Raw genomic sequence first — 17,369 nt, forward strand, 5'->3', positions numbered from 1 at the left:
TTCTTGATCGACGACGCCCGCGAAGACGAAAGAGACTTCAGGGGCGAAGCAGCCCCCGAACCGGGATGGATCCGCTTTCGACGCACCCGGGAACCAGGACGACACATTCACGTCTGCCATCAAGTTGCACAGCCTCCGCCACCCCTGACCGAAGAATTCCCGGCTCTCTGCGGCACAACCCGAAGAACCGTGCACGGTTCCTTCCAGGTTTCCGGCCAGCCATTGCAAGTACACGCGGGAACCACAGACTCTGTGACGGGGAAGGCAACGTGAAATTTACAACCCTGAAACCCATCGCAAGTTTACTGTCATTCACAATAGTTTCATATCAGTTGTCCTCTGAAATCACATCGAGCAACTCATGCAACTGGCCGCGATGCAGTCATAGAGCCAAACCCGGTGCGTATCGGGAGAAACCGGCCCAGTACCCAGAAGTACTCACTCCACATTTGGGGTGCGCCGTGGAGGCCACATTTACTCGGACTTCCGGTCACGACATGAGAAATTCGCGGACGAAAACGCCGCCCTTACACCTCTCAACCTGCTTTTCAACCCATAGTTGCCTTGATCCAAGGAGTGTAATGACTACGATCACAACCCCTCGCCACCAAGCGCCAGAGCCGGATGGGGACGCCGAACATCTCAGCGAGCTAGGCTACTCCTACGAAACGAAATTCGAGCGCGATGTAACGTTCTGGGGCAATGTGTCCCTCGGCTTCACCTACCTGTCACCAGTAGTCGGCATCTACACGCTGTTCGCCAGTTCCCTCGGCATCGGTGGACCACCCATGATCTGGTCCCTTCTTATCGTGGGGGTCGGCCAGTTCCTCGTAGCCCAGGTCTTTAGCGAGGTGGTCTCGAGCTACCCCGTCGCCGGTGGAATCTACCCATGGTCACGACGCCTCTGGGGCCGCAAGTGGGGCTGGATGAGCGGATGGATCTATCTGTTCGCCCTACTGACGAGCATCGCCACAGTGGGCTACGGGGCCGGACCTTACGTGGCAGACCTCTTCGGATTCGAACCCGGCGTAGACACAACCATCGCAGCGGCAATCATCCTCATCGCCATCTCCACCACGTTGAACCTCTGTGGGACCAAGATCCTCAATACCGTGGCGATGATAGGTCTGATCGCCGAGCTCGGCGGGGCGATCCTCGTCGGCAGCTGGCTGCTGACCGCCTCCCGAAACCAAGACATCTCGGTGATTTTCCAGACATTCGGTGCAGGCGGAGGCGATGGGTACTTCGCAGCCTTTGCGGCAGCCGGTCTGATCGGAATTTTCCAGTATTACGGCTTCGAGGCATGTGGCGATGTAGCGGAGGAGGTCAAAAATCCCGGGACAACCATTCCGAAGGCCATGCGGGTGACCATCTACATCGGAGGAGCCGCCTCCATGTTCGTATGCCTCTCGCTCCTGCTTGCCGTTCCGGACTTCGGCGCCGTCATCTCCGGAGCGGACCCAGATCCGGTCCACTCTGCCCTCGCATCCGCGTTCGGAGCAGTCGGAGTCAAAGTGGTCCTCGCCGTCGTTATGATCTCCTTCGTCTCTTGCCTGCTAAGCTTCCAGGCGGCGACGAGCCGCCTAACCTATGCCATGGGCCGCGACCGGATGCTGCCGCTGAGTGATCTATGGACGAGGTTCAGCAAGAGCCGCAGAGTGCCGCCGTTCGCGCTGCTCCTGGCCGGGGTCGCACCTGCCCTAATCGTCCTCCTGTCAAAGTTCTCTGAAGAGGGACTGATGGCCATCATGTCCTTCGCGACGATGGGAATCTACCTCGCATTCCAAATGGTCGTCCTTGCGTCCCTTCGAGCACGACTCAAAGGCTGGAAGCCCGGCGGACAGTTCAAGCTAGGCAAATGGGGGGCGCCTGTAAACATGTTGGCACTCGCCTGGGGTGTAACCGGCATGATCAATATGGCATGGCCGCGCACTCCGGACGGGCCATGGTGGGAGAACTGGCTGACATTGCTGACTTCCGCGCTGGTGGTCGGAGCCGGCCTGCTCTACATGGGGTGGAAGAAACCCCACCTCCGCGGACACGCGCCGGCAGCCGATGCCATTCCCACCCCCGGCTCCGCGACATTTTCCCTCGTCCCGGAAGATACAGGCGCCTAAAGGCAGTTCACCGGGACAGGCCCACTCAATAGATCAGCAGCCAGGTCCGCAACCAAACATGGACCTGGCTGCTGAGCGCGTCAGCTGTTCCGACTAATGAATTCGAGCGCCGTGTCCGCGACCTCGCGCCAGCCATGGTCGATGGTCAGTGAATGGCCTCGCCCGGGTATTTCCTTGATCTCGGTCAGTCCCGGGTTCCGGTTCTGCCGCTTGAAGGATGCATGGGCAATGGACCACGGCACAGTGTGGTCCTTTTCCCCGGAAATGATCAGCAAGGGTCCCCGCTCCGGGTTCTTGGTGTCAACCTTGGCCTCGGTGAACGGGTTCAGGTTCGCCGTTGCGGCCTGGAACAGCGTCACTCCGGAGGCGGGCACATGGAACGTCTCATACAGTTCGCGGGCTTCCTCCACCGGAAGGGCATTTGCCCAGCCATAGCTGAACTGCTCGAACGTCAACGACACCGCGCGCGAGGCATTGGCCGGATTCCCCAGCACCGGCGACGCAGACTTCAGGGAGGAAACCGGCAGCGGCAACACACCCCGGAACGGGGCCGGGTCAATGGCCACCGTCACCGCCGACGCCCCCATCCCGGCGACCTTCTGAGCAATCAGGCCACCGAAAGAGTGTCCGATGACCGCGGGCTTGGCAGTGAGAGCGCCGGCTGCCGCCAAGTAATGCTCCGTGACCTGATTAATCATCTTCTTGGCGAAGACGTCCGGATCCCGCTGAGCTGCCTCGATCGATTCCGGGTCGTCTGGCCAGCCGGGAGCGAGGGTGGCATAACCCTGGTCCTCGAAGAGGGCTCTCCAGCGGTCCCAGCTGCTGGAGAGCAGCCAGAGCCCGTGGACGAACATCACCGGACGCAGTCCGGAGTCATTGGCTTTGTCGATCTCGAGCAGTTCGCGTTCGGTGAACTCGGCCATGGCGGATCCCTTTCGCGTTGCGGGGCGGGGCCGGAAGTACGCCCACGGCGGGCGGCAGTGCTCTGAGTATCCCAGCCGCCGCCGTGCGTGACAACGATGCTGCGGGTGTGCGCGGACAACTACCTCGTAGTCATTGACGACGCCCTCGACGCAGCCGCCACTGTCCTGACAGACTCGGCTCTCCCCCGGGACTCAACGTTTCTTACCCCCGACACCCGGCACGGACGTGACTTGTTTCATCCACGCCGCGATTTGGTCCTCGTCGATGTCATCAATGGACTCGAGCTCCACGCCGCGCGTCGACTTGCCCATCCCGACCGGTGTCACCGGCGGTAGGGGCTCGAGCGCCGCACCATTGATGAACATGAGCTTGACGTGGCTGGCAAAACCGCCGCAGCTGAAGCACCACCCGTCACCTACGCCGTAGTACGACATGCCCCACTTGACGGAGCGTCGAAGCCCGGGCAGCGTTTTTGCCGCCAGCGCGTCGACCGCTTCGGCGATGCCACGCTGCGGCTGCGGCAAACTCGCTATATATGCGAAAACCGGCTTGTCACCGACCGCCGCTTTCGCCGGGCTCGCCCTGCCGGTCATGGCTACCGGCAGCGTGGTGGCGCCGTCGACATGCGCCATGGGGGTAGCCGGGTTCCGGGCCTCCCCTTCACCGTTCTCCCTGCTGGTCATGGACAGCATTATTCCTTGTGCATCGCCAGAAAGGAGCTGTATGCAGCCCGCAGGCGTTCGCGGCGTTCAAGAGGGCCACGCAAGGGAGATGGATGGCGAAGGAGCTCATAGACGACGGGTTCCCGACGCCTAAGGTCTCTGTGCTGAAGGGGCGGATGGATATTCGTCCCAGGCCGATACCCGACGCCGACGCCCCGGCTGCCGCCGAGGACGGAGAGAACACAGGCTGCCGCCTTCGTACTCGACGTGCACGCCCGTCTCATCCTGGCGGATGGTCCGGACAACGGCGTTGAACCGGACCGCGTCACCCAGTGCGGCGGACATGCTCTCGGAGACGAGGTGGGTGCCGGCGACCACGCGTTACTCCTGGGCATCGCCTGTGATCGCCGCCAATACTTCAAGGCTGGTGCCGGACTTGACGTAGAAGAGGCATCAGAAGGGAAAGCTCCGGAGACTCCGCGGAGAACAGTGTAGGCACGAGCAGGCGGAAGAACCTGAGCGCGATGCTGTCTTCGGTGTGGGTGACCAGCCACGCGTCCAGGGTCTACTGGTCCAGGCCCTCCCCGCCCAGAGTCTCCTATGGTCCAACGGGCATCATCCATCGGGCATGGACGCCAGACCGTCCAAGGCGCAAGATGAGGTGCATGACAACAACCGTCATGATCCTCGGCGCCGGCTTCGGAGGGTTGGAACTGGCGAGGACTCTGTCGGAGCGCCTTGCCGGCGAGGTCGACATCACCCTCTTCGACCAGCACGACGCCTTCGTGTTCGGCTTCTCCAAGCTGGAGGTCCTCTTCGGGCACCAGAACGCGGAACAGGTACGGATCCCGTACCGCGAGATCCGCACGCCGAGCGTGGAGTTCCGCCAGGAGCGAGTGCTCGCGATCGACCCGGAGACGCGGCACGTCGTCACCGACGCTGCGGTTTACGATCCCGACATCGTCGTCGTCGCTCTCGGTGCCGATTACGACATCGCCGCGACACCCGGCTTCGCCGACGGAGGGTTCGAGTACTACACGGTCGCAGGCGCCGAGCGGCTGCGCGACGAACTAGCGGCGTTCCGCGGCGGCCGGGTGATGCTGGCCGTGCTCTCCATCCCGTTCAAGTGCCCGCCCGCGCCATACGAGGCGATCCTGCTACTCCACGACCAGCTCGTCGCCCGCGGCATCCGCAAGGGCAGCAACCTTCACATGGTCAGTCCGCAGCCGTCGCCCATCCCGGTCTCGCCGCAGGCGTCGGCCGCGCTGGAACGCGCGATGGCCGAGCGTGGGATCGCGTACACGAAACGCCATCGGATCCACGGGATCGACCCCGACGCGCGGGTCGCGCAGTTCAAGGACCACGACGAGCCGTACGACTTGTTCATCGGCATCCCGACCCACAAGGTGCCCGACGTGCTCGTCGAGGCGGGCCTGACGCAGGACGGCTGGGTCGCGGTCGACCCCGTGACACTGCAGACGCCATACGCCGGAGTGTACGCGATCGGTGACTGCGCCGAGACCGGGATCCCGAAGGCCGGCACCTTCGCCGAGAGCGCGGCCCACGTCGTCGCGGACGGCATCGTTCGCAGCATCCGAGGCGCCGGCGGACTTGCATCCGGGGGCACCGGGCTCTGCTACCTGGAGTTCGGCCACGGTGACGTCGGTCGCGTCGACGTTGATTTCCACGCTGACGGCGGGCCCACCGCGCCGCTCCTGGGGCCATCGCCGGCGTACGCCGACGAGAAGGCAGAGTACGGCGCGGTGCGACGCGCCCGCTGGTTCGGAGCCTGACGCGCCTCGCATGTTCGGGCGACGGGCACTCGAGTGCCGCAGGACCGGGGCAGCAGAGCCGGGGCGGCCAGCATGCAGGCACGCCCGACCCGCGTCTCACCCACGCCCCGGGCGTTGTGCGGGCGCGGCGGACCCTCGAGGTCTGAGCGGCTAACGCGCCAGCCGGTCTACTCGCCAAATGGGGGAGATTGTCCGGGTTCCGCGTGGCGAAGATCCGTGCGATCCTGTCGCTCTCCACCCCCTGGCTGATGAGTGACGGACCGCCGCTTCGTCGTCGATCCGCCGTCCTGCGTTCGCAACCGTCGGGAGAATTCTTATTGCTACCACTGCTTCAGGACAGCTTGGCAGGCCAAAGGAGAAGCTCAAGAGACAGATATCGCCGGGAACTGGATTATTGTCCTGCTGCTCAACATCCACCGGCATACGGTGGCGAGCTTCCTGCGGGCCGGTGCCCCGGTTGTGTGCGGCTGCCCGCCAGACACAGGGTCTTGGACAATCTCGTTCTCGAAGGCATCATGTTCTTGAACTGAATACCCACCATCTCCAGCACCTAAGTCCCACCTAGGTGCTCTGCCCCGAGCCCATCATTCTAGTGTCTCCACCGGAACGGTAAAGGGCGCTTCTCGTCACTTCGTGATTACCCTCCGGGCAACCCTTTACCGTCCCGGCTCCGACAATGATCGGCCCATATCGGGGACAGAGCCCACAGGGGCCGGCCGCTCAAGAAAAAGAAACCGGCGGACAGACCTCGCTGCCAGCAACACTAATGCCAAGGGGGAACAAGACATTGTTCAATAACACCGCTGTCCGTATCCGGGCCGGCCACCTGATGGTCCGTTCCGCCGCCGAATGGGATGACCTTTCAAACACCCTGTGCCAGGCGTACCACGCCAAAGACGATGAACTCATCGACCAGCTCCGCTCACCTTTCCTACAGTCCTGGCGCACCGTGACTGCCTACGTCCTGAGCGACGTCCTGGACTCGGCCGGCATCACCGCTACGGCAGCCCGGCACCCCTGGGGAATCGCAACACTCACCACGGCAGGACGAACCTGCGAACCCCTCCTCTGCGCCGTCGACCAAGACGAGGGCGGATGGGATGCGGCCGCCATCGACGGCGGACTACAACTACTCAACTTCGACTCCGTCATGACAGGCTATGCAGCCTGCGTGGCCCACCTGACCCGCGTAGAAAACCAGAAGTGAACACGTAGTACGCAGAAAGCCGAAGGGGCCACGCATGGGGTTCCCAACCCTTCACGGTTTCGCGGCCCGATTCGCTGCCGACGCTTAAGCCTGGTTACGCCTGTTTCAGGACGTTGGGGCGGGTGCCGGCCGCAATTCGTGGTGGCCGCGCCAGACCGGCTCGCCGTCCGTGCTCGTATTCCACGAGCCACTCATTCGAGATCGCCGAGGCCATCGCCGAAGCCATCAAACCCCTGGGCTTCACGGGGACGGTCACAGCGCCCGACAACCGGCCAGGCCCCCCGTCCGAAGATGGGACGGTACGCCCACTGTGTCGCGATCTGCTCGGTCGGCGCCGCTCTGGACCACAGGATTGTGGGACTCGACTTCCGGCCCCTGAGGAAGAACGTCGACAGCTGGGCGGTAGACAGCCCAGCCTTCAGGGACATCGTCGAAGCCGTCTCCGGTTGGGCAGCTGGGAACGCCGCCGCGCCGATCCTTGCCGGGATCGGGCTTTCGATGACGCGTGTCGAACCTCATCAGGTCGCCGACGTCCTGACCCGCTGCTGCGAGGACATCGGCAATGCCGTTGTCCTCTTCCCCACGGCCGCCAATACCACCAAGGCAGAAAATCCATCCATCACCCAGTCGTGGGCACCCTCAACCTCAACTACGAAACCCTCGACCTGCCCGCCGACGGCCTCATCCTCTTCGCCTACAGCACCGAATCCGGCAGCGCATCCGAAGACGCCCTTCGCCTACTGGCCAACTGGGCCCTCGGCCACAACCCTCAACCAGCCGAACACCACCACCGGTAAGGACGACCAACGTGCGGACGAAACCGAGGGCGTGCTGGATGCCGGGAAGTCAGCGCTTCTCAGGCGTACTCGGTACCCACCGCTGCCTGTCTCGTCGACCCCTCTGTGGGCCCTTGCGGCTGAACATACCGCGTGCCGCGTCAACAGCGGCCTTTTAGCCCGGCTCGGCGTCTTTGTCGCGGCGTGAGATGGTTCGTCCACCTCGCCTCGGCAGGGAGACGTGCGGCCCTGTCAGTGCTCCAATAGACCCATGACCATTCCCGAACCGGCGATTGACGGTGAGGACACCGTCTCCGACTTCTACGTGGATCTGCGGCGCGAGCTTCGCCATCGGCTGCGCCCGTTGACAGGTGTGATCCCTGGCGGAAGCTCCCGGCCTGTGAGTCCGCTGGAGCTCTTGTACGACCTCACATACGTGGTCGCCTTCGGCAAGGCCGCAGAAGAGCTGGCCGCAACGGTAGCCGCCGGTCACGTCGCTGCAGGGGTGGGGGCTCTGGTATTCGCGGTCTTCGCCGTCGGCTGGGCCTGGCTGAATTTCTCGTGGTACGCCTCCGCCTACGGCAACGACGACGCGCTGTTCCGGGTGGCGACGATCATCCAAATGGTCGGCGTCATCGTTCTGACGTTCGGTCTGCCCCAGAGCTTCGAGGATGCTGCGGCGGGGGCGAACCCGAACAACCTGATGGTTGCAGTCGGCTACCTCGTCATGCGCGCCCCACTCGTGTTGCTGTGGCTGCGCGCTGCCCGCCACGACCGTCGGCATCGCAGGACGGCGCTCGCATATGCGGCGGCGATCGGGGGCGCTCAGCTGGTGTGGCTGCTCGCAGCGATCGTCCCGATGTCGGGCGTCCTTGCCGTGCTGGTTCTGGTCCTGCTGGTCGCCGTGGAGATGGGTGTTCGGATCGTCATAGAGAATCGCCTCGGGTGGCCGCCATGGGATGCGACCCACCTCGCCGAACGCTTCAGCCTGCTCGCTCTCATCACGCTAGGAGAGGTCGTCGCCGCGACCACCGAGGCAGTGGGCGCGCTCGTACAGAATGGGGGATGGTCCGTTGGCGCTGCGGCGATCGCTGCGGCAGGAATCGTCCTCGTCGCGGGGTTGTGGTGGGGGTACTACCTCGTACCGTCCCGGCTGATTCTTGCCCGTTGGCCGGAGCGGATCTTTGTCTGGCGCTACGCGCACTTGCCGATGTACGGGGCGATTGCAGCCGTCGGCGGCGGCCTAAGACTGGCAGCGGCCGCAGTCGAGGGCGGACAGGTCACGCTGCTGCAGGTCACGATCGCGTTAGTAGCCCCGGTCGGCTTGGTCATTGCGTTGATCTTCCTCCTGTGGAGCACGCTGGTGCACGCCTACGACCTCTCGCACATCCCCCTGCTCGCCGCTGCTCTGCTCCCGCTCGCCGCGGCAGTGGTGGTGGCCGTCGTCACCGGTCCCACTGCTCCTTTAGGCCCTGACGACGGCCCCGGCCGAGACGCCCTCATCGTGATAATCGCGCTCGTCGCGTTCAGCACGATAGTGGAAGTAGTCGGACACGAACTCATCGGCTACACGCACACAGTGCGCGCGCTGCGCCGGCGCGAGCTGGCCGAACGGGCAGCAAATGCCATCCGAGACACTTGAACATGGCACGCGAACCCAAGTAGCGACATCCACTCCCCTGTCTTACCAAAGGACAAAAACAAGCAATTTTCGCAATCCCTACGATCCGGAGGCTGCGGGCGGAAGATGCGCAGCCGTAGGAGCGGGGTCGAGTGCCCCTCAATCAGAATTCGCTCAAACTTCCTGTGGATAGAGCTACGACTGAACGCCAAGGAGGGCTTGCATCACGGCGCGCGCGAAAGATCGGTGATGTCAGCGGATTGCGGCATGTTTGTCATTCTGATGTTTCGATCGGTCCCTGGGCGCACGCTCCGCACAATCAGGGCGCCAGGGCCCGATCACCCTGGCGCACCCTACCCGACGAAGTCGGCCGGGAAGACGTCTGCCAACATGCGGGTTGGCTCCGGTAGACTCCGGGCAGATGCTGGACGCCAACCTCGGCGCTCACACCCACGACCGCCCAGGCGGGTGACCTGATGAGAGCAGTTGTCTACGAGAAGTACGGACCGCCCGAGGTGCTGCGGCTCGCTGACATCGAGCAGCCGACGCCCAAAGCCGACGAGGTCCTCGTCCGGGTCCGCGCCACAACCGTCAATCGGACCGATTGCGGGTTTCGCAAAGCCGATCCCTTCGTCGTCCGCTTCTTCAGCGGCCTCTCGCGACCCAGGAAACGTATCCTCGGCACCGAACTGGCCGGGGAGATCGAGGCAGCAGGACCGGCCGTCCGGCACTTCAAGGTCGGCGACCACGTCTTCGGCGTCAACGCCAACCGCTTCGGCACGCACGCCGAGTACGTCTGCATCCCGGAGGACGCCCCGCTCGCGGTAATGCCGGACCACCTGTCCTTCGACGGGGCCGCAGCCATGTGCGACGGGGCCCTCCTGGCCATGACATACCTCAAAGCGGCGCGTGTTCGGCCAGGCCAAAGCGTCGTCATCTACGGCGCCTCTGGATCAATCGGAACCGCCGGCGTGCAGCTCGCCAAGTACCTGGGCGCGAAGGTCACCGCTGTATGCAGCACCAAGGGATTCGACGTCGTTAGCTCTCTCGGTCCCGAGCGGGTGATCGACTATGCCCAGCAGGACTTCACCGCCAACGGCGAGACCTACGACGTTATCTTCGACGCCGTGGGCAAGCTCTCGTTCGGTCGATGCCGAGACTCGCTGCGGCCGGGCGGAATCTACACGAGCACCGATCTGGGGCCCTTCCCGCAGAACCCCCTTCTGGCTCTGTTGACCTCCGTTGCCGGTGGCAAGAAGGTCAAATTCCCGTTACCGAGATACGCCCCTGAGGAAGTTCTCTTCCTCAAGGGCCTCATCGAAGCGGGCAAATACCGCGCCGTGATCGACCGCCGTTATACCCTCGACCAGGTCGTTGAGGCAACGAGATACGTCGAGACAGAGCAGAAAATCGGAAATGTCCTCCTGACAGTTGGCTGAGATGACCACAGCGCCCAGCCGGCCCGATCTCAAGGAATTCTTGAGGGAGTCAACGATCGCAGCCCGCAGACTCCACCGTCTATCGCAAGCCGGTCGTTGACCGAGGGCCTGCGCCCCGACCACGACCTCACCGCCGTCGCGCTGCGCCGCGCCCCAGCCTAAGTGCCACCTGACGGTGTAAGGAAGGGCGGCCAGATGCGTGTGCGGGTGCGGCTGAGGGTCCAGTAGTTCGCGTCGTCGCATCGTTCGTAGCGGAGGACGTCCATGGCTGCCTTGGCCATGGCCAGTCCGGTGCCGTTTTCGGGCAGATCGCCGGGCATGGCCGCTGCATCCACGTGCGCGGTCCGTCCGTCGTCCCGGAACCGGGCGTCGAGGCGGTCACTGTAGACCTCGAGGATGAGGTTGCAGGTCATGCTGCCGTCCGCGGTGCTTTCCGGCCTTCCGTGACGGACGATGTTGGAGGCGATGTCGATCACCGCCATTTCGAACATCATCTGGTCGATCGCGGAGACACCTCCGACGTCGGCCCAGAGCCGGGCAACGCGGCCGCGGATCGTCCCGAGGCAGTCAGGGTCCGCGCAGGCGTGCAGTTCCACGACACACAGCGGGCGAATCACCGGAGCCAATGGTCGACCGATTGGTGCGGGCGCAGGACTCGGTCGTTGGTAAGGTCCGGCACCATCCTGATCGGCGCGGACAAGGAATTGATGGTTCACCACAGACCGGCCCCTTTCAGGTCGCCCCTGACCCGGTGCGCCGCACCCCCACGGACGATTAGGAGGTGCAGCGCAGCGGGCGGCCCTAGTTGTTCCTGGCCGCCAGGGCGGCGGCGAGGGCGTTCGTGGAGCTGGTGGAGCTGTTGATCCGCCAGTCCACTTCCTTGTTGTGGTGGAACCAGACAAACCCGGTCACGTCCGACTGTGCGGCGAGATAGGAGACCAGGGCTGTGTTCCAGTCCCCTTTGGATCCGCCGGCTTCGGCCGAGGAGGTTTCGGAGATGATGATCGGTTTGCCCGGGGCCAGGCTGCGCAGCGCGGTCAGGCCGTCGCCGAACAGCGCCGACGGGGAGGTCCAGGCGCTCCACGACTGCGAGGTGCCCCAGTTGTAGCCGTCCAGGGCCACGACATCGACGTATCCGGCACCCGGGTAGAGGCCGGACAGCGGGGTGGAGCCCCAGTACGGTACGTTCGGGGCCCACACCCACTGCACGTTCGACGCGCCGGTGGCGGCGATCACGTCGTGGACGTGCCGCCAGGCGGCGACGTAGTCCCCGGCGCCATTGCCGTTGGCGGCCTCGGCCCACGGGTACCAGTTGCCGTTCATCTCATGGGCGAAGCGCAGCATCACCGGCTTGCCCCAGGATGCCAGTGCCGTGCCCCACTGGGCGATGTAGGCATCGAAATCCCCGGCAGTGATCCGGTCCAGCGCGTAGGCGGGCTGGTTGGCGCCGTTGCCGCTCCACAGCCACGGCTCCCACGTGACCAGGCTCACCGCGCCGCGGGCATCGACGGCGTTCAGGTCAGCGATCGGGGCAGCCTGGGAGAAGTCCTTGTAGGACATCACGATCGACGGGTTCTCATTCACCAGGGACGCGACTTCGTCCAGCTCCGCGGTGGCCTGAGGCCCGCCCGGGGTGGACACGCCGAAGCGCAACTGGTCCGTGCTCATCGGCGGGACCGACGACGCGGTCATCGTCTGCGTCCGGGCAGCCATGGTCAACGGCGCCCCTGCCGCTGCGGCCTCCTTCCCGGCCGTGAGCGAGGCCGGGCTGTAGGTCACCGCGTAAGGCGCCGACGCGGACGTCTTGCCAGCCGCGGCCGTCACCGTCACCGCGGGTTCCGTAGTCACAGGGATGGTCACCGCGACCGTGAACGACCCCTGGGCCGTCGTGGTGAACGGAACGGTGGAGGACCCGGCCGTCAGCGTGCCATTTGCCTGGCGGGCGAAGCCCGATCCTGTCACTGTGACCGACGCCCCGGCTGGGCTGGAGGACGCGCTCAGCGTGATTCCCGCCTTTGCGGGTGCCGCTTCGGCGGGCACGGTAATGCCAAACAGGGTGGCCAGGGACAGGACAAGTCCCGACACCACCAGCCCAACAAAACGATTCTTACGCACAAACACTCCCCAGCATCAGCGAAAACGAAGCCCCCGTCAGGGGCGAACGATCGGTTTCGGCGGCCCCGGATGCGAACAACAAATTCCCCGCGCCAGGGCCGCCGACCCCCATGGAGCAGGTGCCGGATCCCGTCCCCAATCAGCCCGGACCGGAACCCCAGACCATGGTGACAAAACAACCCCTGCCGCGACAGGCCGTGAATGGAATCTCTGAAAATCCTGCGCAAAAACTGCGGCAACACCGACCAAATCCTGCTCTTCCAACGATCCGAGGGCATTGCCCAGAGGGGACGACACCGCCACCCTGATCCTTGATGGTGTGAAGCAGCTACCCCCTGACGATCCTCCAAAATATCTTCGTCTCAAGCCTCCGGGAGCAATGAAGGCAGGTCACTTGGCGCCTGCCAGCTTCGCTGCCTCCTCCGGAGTGAGGGTTCGGACGTTGCGACCTTGGAGGAGCAGGAACAATTTGGCGGTTTCCTCCAGTTCCTCGATGGCGTCAATCGCTGCGGCAAGGCTGTGTCCTGATGTGACCGGCCCATGGTTTGCCAACAGCATGGCCTGGCTCTTCCGTGCTGTTGTTTCGGCGAGTTCCTCGAGCGACCTGTCTCCCGGGGCATGGTAAGGCAGGAGCGGCAGCGAGCCTACGCGCATGGCGAAGTAGGCGGTCAGGGGAGGCAGTGCATCCGACGGGTCGAGGCCGGCCAGACAGGACACGGCAGCCGCGTGTGTTGAATGGGTATGGACCACCGCACCGGCCTGTGGGCGTGCCCGCAATACTGCGGCATGGAGGAACGCCTCTTTGGATGGCCGGTTGCCGTCCACATGTCGGCCGTCGGCGTCGATGACGGCTAGCTCTTCGGATTCGACGGTACCCAGGCTGCTACCGGTGGGCGTGATGATGATCCGTTCCCCGAACCGGACGCTAATGTTGCCTGTGCTTCCATGCGTCAAACCTCGAGTGAATATCGATCGGGCGGCAGCCACTACAGAATCCCGCAGCTGGTCCTCGTTCACGCGTCCGCCTTCTGCTTGATGCCTACCCCGGCAGCCCGGGCCAGGAGTCCTGGTTCGCCAAAGTTGCCTGACTTGAGCAACAGAGCCAGTGGTTGATCCGAGGTGGTGTAGATCCAAGGGACCCCCGGCGCGGCTTCCTCACCGACGACTCCGCCGTAGACGCCAAGTGCGGTGACGACGGCGCCAGACGTCTCGCCGCCTGCCACCACCAATCGACGTGTGCCCCGGGCTACGAGCCCTCTGGCGATGAGGCCCATGGCGCCCTCCAAGATATCGGCTGCCCGGGCGGAACCCAGCGTGTTCTGGATTTCGATGAGTTCCTCTGGCGGTCGTGATGCGTAGATCAGCGGTGCACGCTCGTCCTCACGGCTGTCGTACCAGGCCAGTGCCTGCTCTGCGAGTCCTGCAGCGTCAGGGGTTGCCACCGGATCCAGGCAGAAGGAAGGGTGGGTGGATTGCATGGTTTCGATCTGTTCAAGGGTCCGTGCCGAGCAGCTGCCAGCCAGTGCGGCTGCCGGAGAGTCCCCCACCGGATCGTGGTGAGCATCCTGCGCACCAGCGCCGGCCAGCGGCAAGCGAGCTGCCCACGCGTCCCCGAGGCCTCTTGCCATACCGGCCGCGCCCGTGACCAGGACGTCGTCCACGCACGCCTTTCCGATTTCCCTGAGGTCGGCATCGCTCAGAGCATCAGTCACCGCATAGCCGATTCCATCGCGGGCCAGCAGGTCCAACGCATCCCGGACGGCCGCATGGCCACGGGCCACGGTCGGGTAGGCCACCAAACCGACTTCGCGTGGAGTCTGGAGTTGCAGCGCCGCTGGAATACGGGAATCGTTCATGGGCGTGAGCGGATGGTGCCGCATGGAGGACTCGGAGAGGAGCTGTTCGCCGACGAAGAGCCTGCCCATGTACTGCGTCCGGCCGTGCACGGGAGATGAGGGCGCGACAACAGTGACGGGGGCCTGCATGTGGTGTGCCAGCGCGTCGCAAACGGGTCCAATGTTCCCCTTCGCCGTTGAATCGAAGGTGGAGCAGTACTTGAAATACAGCTGGGTGGCTCCCCGGGCCTGGAGCCAGCGCGCCGCGTCCAAGGATCGCCGGACAGCCTCGGAGGCGGCGACGGTGCGGGTTTTGAGCGCAACCACCGTGGCGTCGACGTCGGGCAGCTCATGCGAGGCCGCCGGGTCGCCGAAGACGATGGCAGTCCGAAGTCCGGCCTGTTGGAAGGCGACCGCTACGTCGGTTCCGCCCGTGAAGTCATCTGCGATCGCGCCGATCATGCTGCCCCTTCGCTCAGCAGTTCCGGCGTCACGCTCAGAAGTCGATGGAGTTCCTGCATCAGCAACGGCGGGCTGGCCAAGACCGGAGTAGCCGTGGCGGCGGAGATCGGCCCTTGGAGGTGCATCAGGCTGGCCTGTGCCAAAACCAGGGTGTCAACCCGCGGTGCAAGGTCGACAGCGGCGGCGGTCACGATCTTGTCGTGAAGGTCCCTATCTCCACCGAGCAGGGCATCGTAGGCGTCACTTTCGAGCAGCACAGTGACATTGAGGTCTTGGGTGCCGGCGTGTGCCCGCAGCAGCGCCGTGCTTGGCGCCACCGTGCTGGTGGCCGTGCAGACCAGACCGATGTTGCGGCCGGCGTGCACGGCGGACAAGGCCATTGGGTCATCGATCTTGATGATGGGGATAGTAGTGAGTTGACGGGCGATATCCACCGCCGGCGAGGTCGAAGAGCAGGTCATCACGATCAGGTCTGCGCCGGCGTCGGCCGCGATCAATACCTGCTCCACGACACGGCGGTAGACCATTGTGGTCGGGACCCCTGCGAGCAGGTCCTGAAGCAGGCTTTCGTTCAGTACGTGCCTGGTCTTCACGGCGGGAAGTTCCTCGGCCATGCGCTTCTTGAATTCCTCCACCAGGAAACTCACGGTGTGGATGAAAACGATGGTCTGCGGTGCCTGTGGGGCGGGCATCAGATGGCTCCTCGGGTGTTGACATACAGGGAGTACAAGGATCGGCTGGCGGCCATGAACAGCCGGTTTTTCCGTGGTCCGCCGAAGGTGAGGTTGGCGCACCGCTCGGGCAACACAATCTGGCCTATCAGCTGGCCGTCAGGGTTGAAGATCCGCACGCCGTCAAGTTCGTCGGTTCCCATGCCCCAACCGCACCACAGGTTTCCGTCCTCGTCGCAGCGGAAACCGTCCGGGACGCCGTCGCCGGCGTCGATCAGCACGCGGGGCCCGTCCAGCGTCTGTCCGTCGGCCGCTATGTCAAAAGCCACAATGTTGCGGCGCGGGATGGCCCGGCTTTGGACTACGTACAGCCTGGATTCGTCCGGCGAGAAGGCGAGTCCGTTGGGCGACCGGACCTCGCTGGATGCCACCGTGAGTTCCCCCTCCGGGCTGATCCGGTAGATGTTGGTGGGCAGCTCGGGCTCGGCGCGGTAGCCTTCATAGTCGCTCAGCAGCCCAAAGGCCGGATCGGTAAACCATATGCTGCCATCGGATTTCACTACGACGTCGTTGGGCGAATTCAGTGGTTTGCCGTCGTAACTGTCTGCCAAGACCGTGATCGTTCCGTCGTATTCCGTGCGGGTGACACGGCGGGTGCCGTGTTCGCAGCTGACGAGACGCCCTTGGCGGTCGCGGGTGTTGCCGTTGGTGAAGTCTGACGGGCGTCGGAATTCGGACGTCTCCCCCGTCGTCTCGTCCCACTTCATGATGCGGTTGTTGGGCAGGTCACTGAATAGCAGATAGCGGCCGTCCCCGAACCAGACTGGCCCCTCGGTCCACCGGAACCCGGTGGCGAGCCTCTCCACCCCTGCCAAAACTATCCGGTATTTCTCGAAGGACGGGTCATGGACCACAATGGCCGGATCCGGATAGCGCGTACTTTCAAACCACATGTCAGAGGGCCACCTTGTCCTGGGCGACAACTCCAAGACGGCCAATCAGGCCTGCTGCGCCGCTGTTGACGATGGACGTGTCTGTCGCGACACCGAGCATGTCAACTCCCTGACCCATTCGGAAACGGGCTTCGTCCTCGTTCAGCGTCAGGTAACCGGAGGGCTTGCCGAGGGCGCGCAGGCGGTCAAATGCGTCATTGATGGCGGCCTGCACCTCCGGGTGTTGGGCGTTGCCGACGTGTCCCATTGATGCCGCGAGGTCTGCCGGACCAATGAAGACACCATCCACTCCCGGTACGGATGCGATCGCCTCGAGATTGCTCAGGCCGAGCGGCGTTTCGATTTGCACGATGATGCAGATTTCAGCCTCGGCAGTTGTCACGTAGCTGCGATTCTGCCCGTAGTTCGCGGCTCGGGAACTGGCGGAGACGCCCCGGACGCCGAAGGGCGGGTAACGGGTGTAGCTAACCGCCGTATCCGCTTCCTCTGCCGTATCGATGCTGGGGATCAGCAGCGTCTGGGCACCGGCATCAAGCAGTCGTTTTATCAGGATCATGTCCGACCAGGCCGGACGCACTACGGCGCTGACTCCATGGACGGCCAAGGCACGCAACTGTTCGATGACATCGGCCATTTCGGTCGGCGAGTGTTCGGTGTCCAGCAGGATCCAGTCGAATCCGGCGCCCGCCAGGAGTTCGACAAGGGAAGCGCTGTTCAGCGTTGAGAACATTCCCAGTTGCTGGTCCTGTCCCAGCCGACGCTTGAAGGTGTTGATCGGTGTTTTCAATTGCTCT

General features: G+C 64.1%; 16 protein-coding genes. 7 read left to right on the forward strand and 9 right to left on the reverse strand.

Annotation, left to right across the window (positions count from 1 at the left end; genetic code table 11):
- Positions 1-581 precede the first annotated feature (581 nt).
- Positions 582-2,117, forward strand: coding sequence for an APC family permease (locus LD110_RS02965; RefSeq protein ID WP_225496232.1), 1,536 nt, complete (start codon positions 582-584; stop codon positions 2,115-2,117).
- A gap of 80 nt (positions 2,118-2,197) precedes the next feature.
- On the opposite strand, the gene LD110_RS02970 is transcribed toward LD110_RS02965, so the two are convergent.
- Positions 2,198-3,040, reverse strand: coding sequence for an alpha/beta hydrolase (locus LD110_RS02970; RefSeq protein ID WP_225496233.1), 843 nt, complete (start codon positions 3,038-3,040; stop codon positions 2,198-2,200).
- 192 nt (positions 3,041-3,232) lie between these two features.
- Complete coding sequence (locus LD110_RS02975; RefSeq protein ID WP_225496234.1) at positions 3,233-3,724, reverse strand: DUF1801 domain-containing protein; 492 nt, start codon at positions 3,722-3,724, stop codon at positions 3,233-3,235.
- Between the two features lie 246 nt (positions 3,725-3,970).
- Between LD110_RS02975 and LD110_RS02980 the strand changes: the two genes are divergently transcribed.
- From LD110_RS02980 to LD110_RS03005, 6 genes are all read left to right on the forward strand, one after another.
- Positions 3,971-4,198 (forward strand): hypothetical protein, encoded by a 228-nt coding sequence (locus LD110_RS02980; RefSeq protein WP_225496235.1) that lies wholly within the window; start codon positions 3,971-3,973, stop codon positions 4,196-4,198.
- Positions 4,199-4,368: 170 nt separating this feature from the next.
- A complete protein-coding gene (locus tag LD110_RS02985; protein ID WP_225496236.1) occupies positions 4,369-5,496 on the forward strand; it encodes an NAD(P)/FAD-dependent oxidoreductase in 1,128 nt (375 codons plus the stop codon).
- A 787-nt stretch (positions 5,497-6,283) separates the two neighbouring features.
- Positions 6,284-6,703 (forward strand): hypothetical protein, encoded by a 420-nt coding sequence (locus LD110_RS02990; protein ID WP_225496237.1) that lies wholly within the window; start codon positions 6,284-6,286, stop codon positions 6,701-6,703.
- 122 nt (positions 6,704-6,825) lie between these two features.
- Positions 6,826-7,500 (forward strand): hypothetical protein, encoded by a 675-nt coding sequence (locus LD110_RS23820; protein WP_225496238.1) that lies wholly within the window; start codon positions 6,826-6,828, stop codon positions 7,498-7,500.
- 250 nt (positions 7,501-7,750) lie between these two features.
- On the forward strand, positions 7,751-9,121 hold the full coding sequence (locus tag LD110_RS03000; RefSeq protein ID WP_225496240.1) for a low temperature requirement protein A: 1,371 nt from the start codon (positions 7,751-7,753) through the stop codon (positions 9,119-9,121).
- 455 nt (positions 9,122-9,576) lie between these two features.
- Entirely contained in the window at positions 9,577-10,539 is a 963-nt protein-coding gene (locus LD110_RS03005; protein WP_225496242.1) for an NAD(P)-dependent alcohol dehydrogenase, read from the forward strand.
- A 158-nt stretch (positions 10,540-10,697) separates the two neighbouring features.
- On the opposite strand, the gene LD110_RS03010 is transcribed toward LD110_RS03005, so the two are convergent.
- The 7 genes from LD110_RS03010 to LD110_RS03040 all read right to left on the reverse strand — a co-directional run bounded on the left by LD110_RS03010 (position 10,698) and on the right by LD110_RS03040 (position 17,362).
- Entirely contained in the window at positions 10,698-11,135 is a 438-nt protein-coding gene (locus LD110_RS03010; RefSeq protein ID WP_225496243.1) for an ATP-binding protein, read from the reverse strand.
- 205 nt (positions 11,136-11,340) lie between these two features.
- Positions 11,341-12,654 (reverse strand): glycosyl hydrolase, encoded by a 1,314-nt coding sequence (locus LD110_RS03015; protein WP_225496244.1) that lies wholly within the window; start codon positions 12,652-12,654, stop codon positions 11,341-11,343.
- Positions 12,655-13,044: 390 nt separating this feature from the next.
- A complete protein-coding gene (gene otnC, locus LD110_RS03020) occupies positions 13,045-13,671 on the reverse strand; it encodes a 3-oxo-tetronate 4-phosphate decarboxylase (RefSeq protein WP_225496245.1) in 627 nt (208 codons plus the stop codon).
- On the reverse strand, positions 13,668-14,951 hold the full coding sequence (otnK, locus tag LD110_RS03025) for a 3-oxo-tetronate kinase (RefSeq protein WP_225496246.1): 1,284 nt from the start codon (positions 14,949-14,951) through the stop codon (positions 13,668-13,670). The genes otnC and otnK overlap by 4 nt, the downstream gene beginning before the upstream one ends.
- Complete coding sequence (locus LD110_RS03030) at positions 14,948-15,643, reverse strand: aspartate/glutamate racemase family protein (protein WP_225496247.1); 696 nt, start codon at positions 15,641-15,643, stop codon at positions 14,948-14,950. The genes otnK and LD110_RS03030 overlap by 4 nt, the downstream gene beginning before the upstream one ends.
- Positions 15,643-16,575, reverse strand: a complete 933-nt coding sequence (locus LD110_RS03035; protein ID WP_225496248.1) for an SMP-30/gluconolactonase/LRE family protein — start codon at positions 16,573-16,575, stop codon at positions 15,643-15,645. Before LD110_RS03035 ends, LD110_RS03030 begins: the two co-directional genes overlap by 1 nt.
- Position 16,576: 1 nt before the next feature.
- Positions 16,577-17,362 (reverse strand): HpcH/HpaI aldolase/citrate lyase family protein, encoded by a 786-nt coding sequence (locus tag LD110_RS03040; RefSeq protein ID WP_225496249.1) that lies wholly within the window; start codon positions 17,360-17,362, stop codon positions 16,577-16,579.
- Between the last annotated feature and the right edge of the window lie 7 nt (positions 17,363-17,369).

It is taken from the genome of Arthrobacter sp. M4 (genome assembly GCF_020251205.1).
Lineage (GTDB): Bacteria > Actinomycetota > Actinomycetes > Actinomycetales > Micrococcaceae > Arthrobacter.

Excerpts from the sequence above, each read along its gene's own strand:
- LD110_RS02965 (WP_225496232.1), top strand. The coding sequence starts at position 582 with ATGACTACGATCACAACCCCTCGCCACCAAGCGCCAGAGCCGGATGGG.
- LD110_RS02970 (WP_225496233.1), bottom strand. The coding sequence starts at position 3,040 with ATGGCCGAGTTCACCGAACGCGAACTGCTCGAGATCGACAAAGCCAAT.
- LD110_RS02975 (WP_225496234.1), bottom strand. The coding sequence starts at position 3,724 with ATGACCAGCAGGGAGAACGGTGAAGGGGAGGCCCGGAACCCGGCTACC.
- LD110_RS02985 (WP_225496236.1), top strand. The coding sequence starts at position 4,369 with ATGACAACAACCGTCATGATCCTCGGCGCCGGCTTCGGAGGGTTGGAA.
- LD110_RS03000 (WP_225496240.1), top strand. The coding sequence starts at position 7,751 with ATGACCATTCCCGAACCGGCGATTGACGGTGAGGACACCGTCTCCGAC.
- LD110_RS03005 (WP_225496242.1), top strand. The coding sequence starts at position 9,577 with ATGAGAGCAGTTGTCTACGAGAAGTACGGACCGCCCGAGGTGCTGCGG.
- otnK (WP_225496246.1), bottom strand. The coding sequence starts at position 14,951 with ATGATCGGCGCGATCGCAGATGACTTCACGGGCGGAACCGACGTAGCG.
- LD110_RS03030 (WP_225496247.1), bottom strand. The coding sequence starts at position 15,643 with ATGCCCGCCCCACAGGCACCGCAGACCATCGTTTTCATCCACACCGTG.
- LD110_RS03035 (WP_225496248.1), bottom strand. The coding sequence starts at position 16,575 with ATGTGGTTTGAAAGTACGCGCTATCCGGATCCGGCCATTGTGGTCCAT.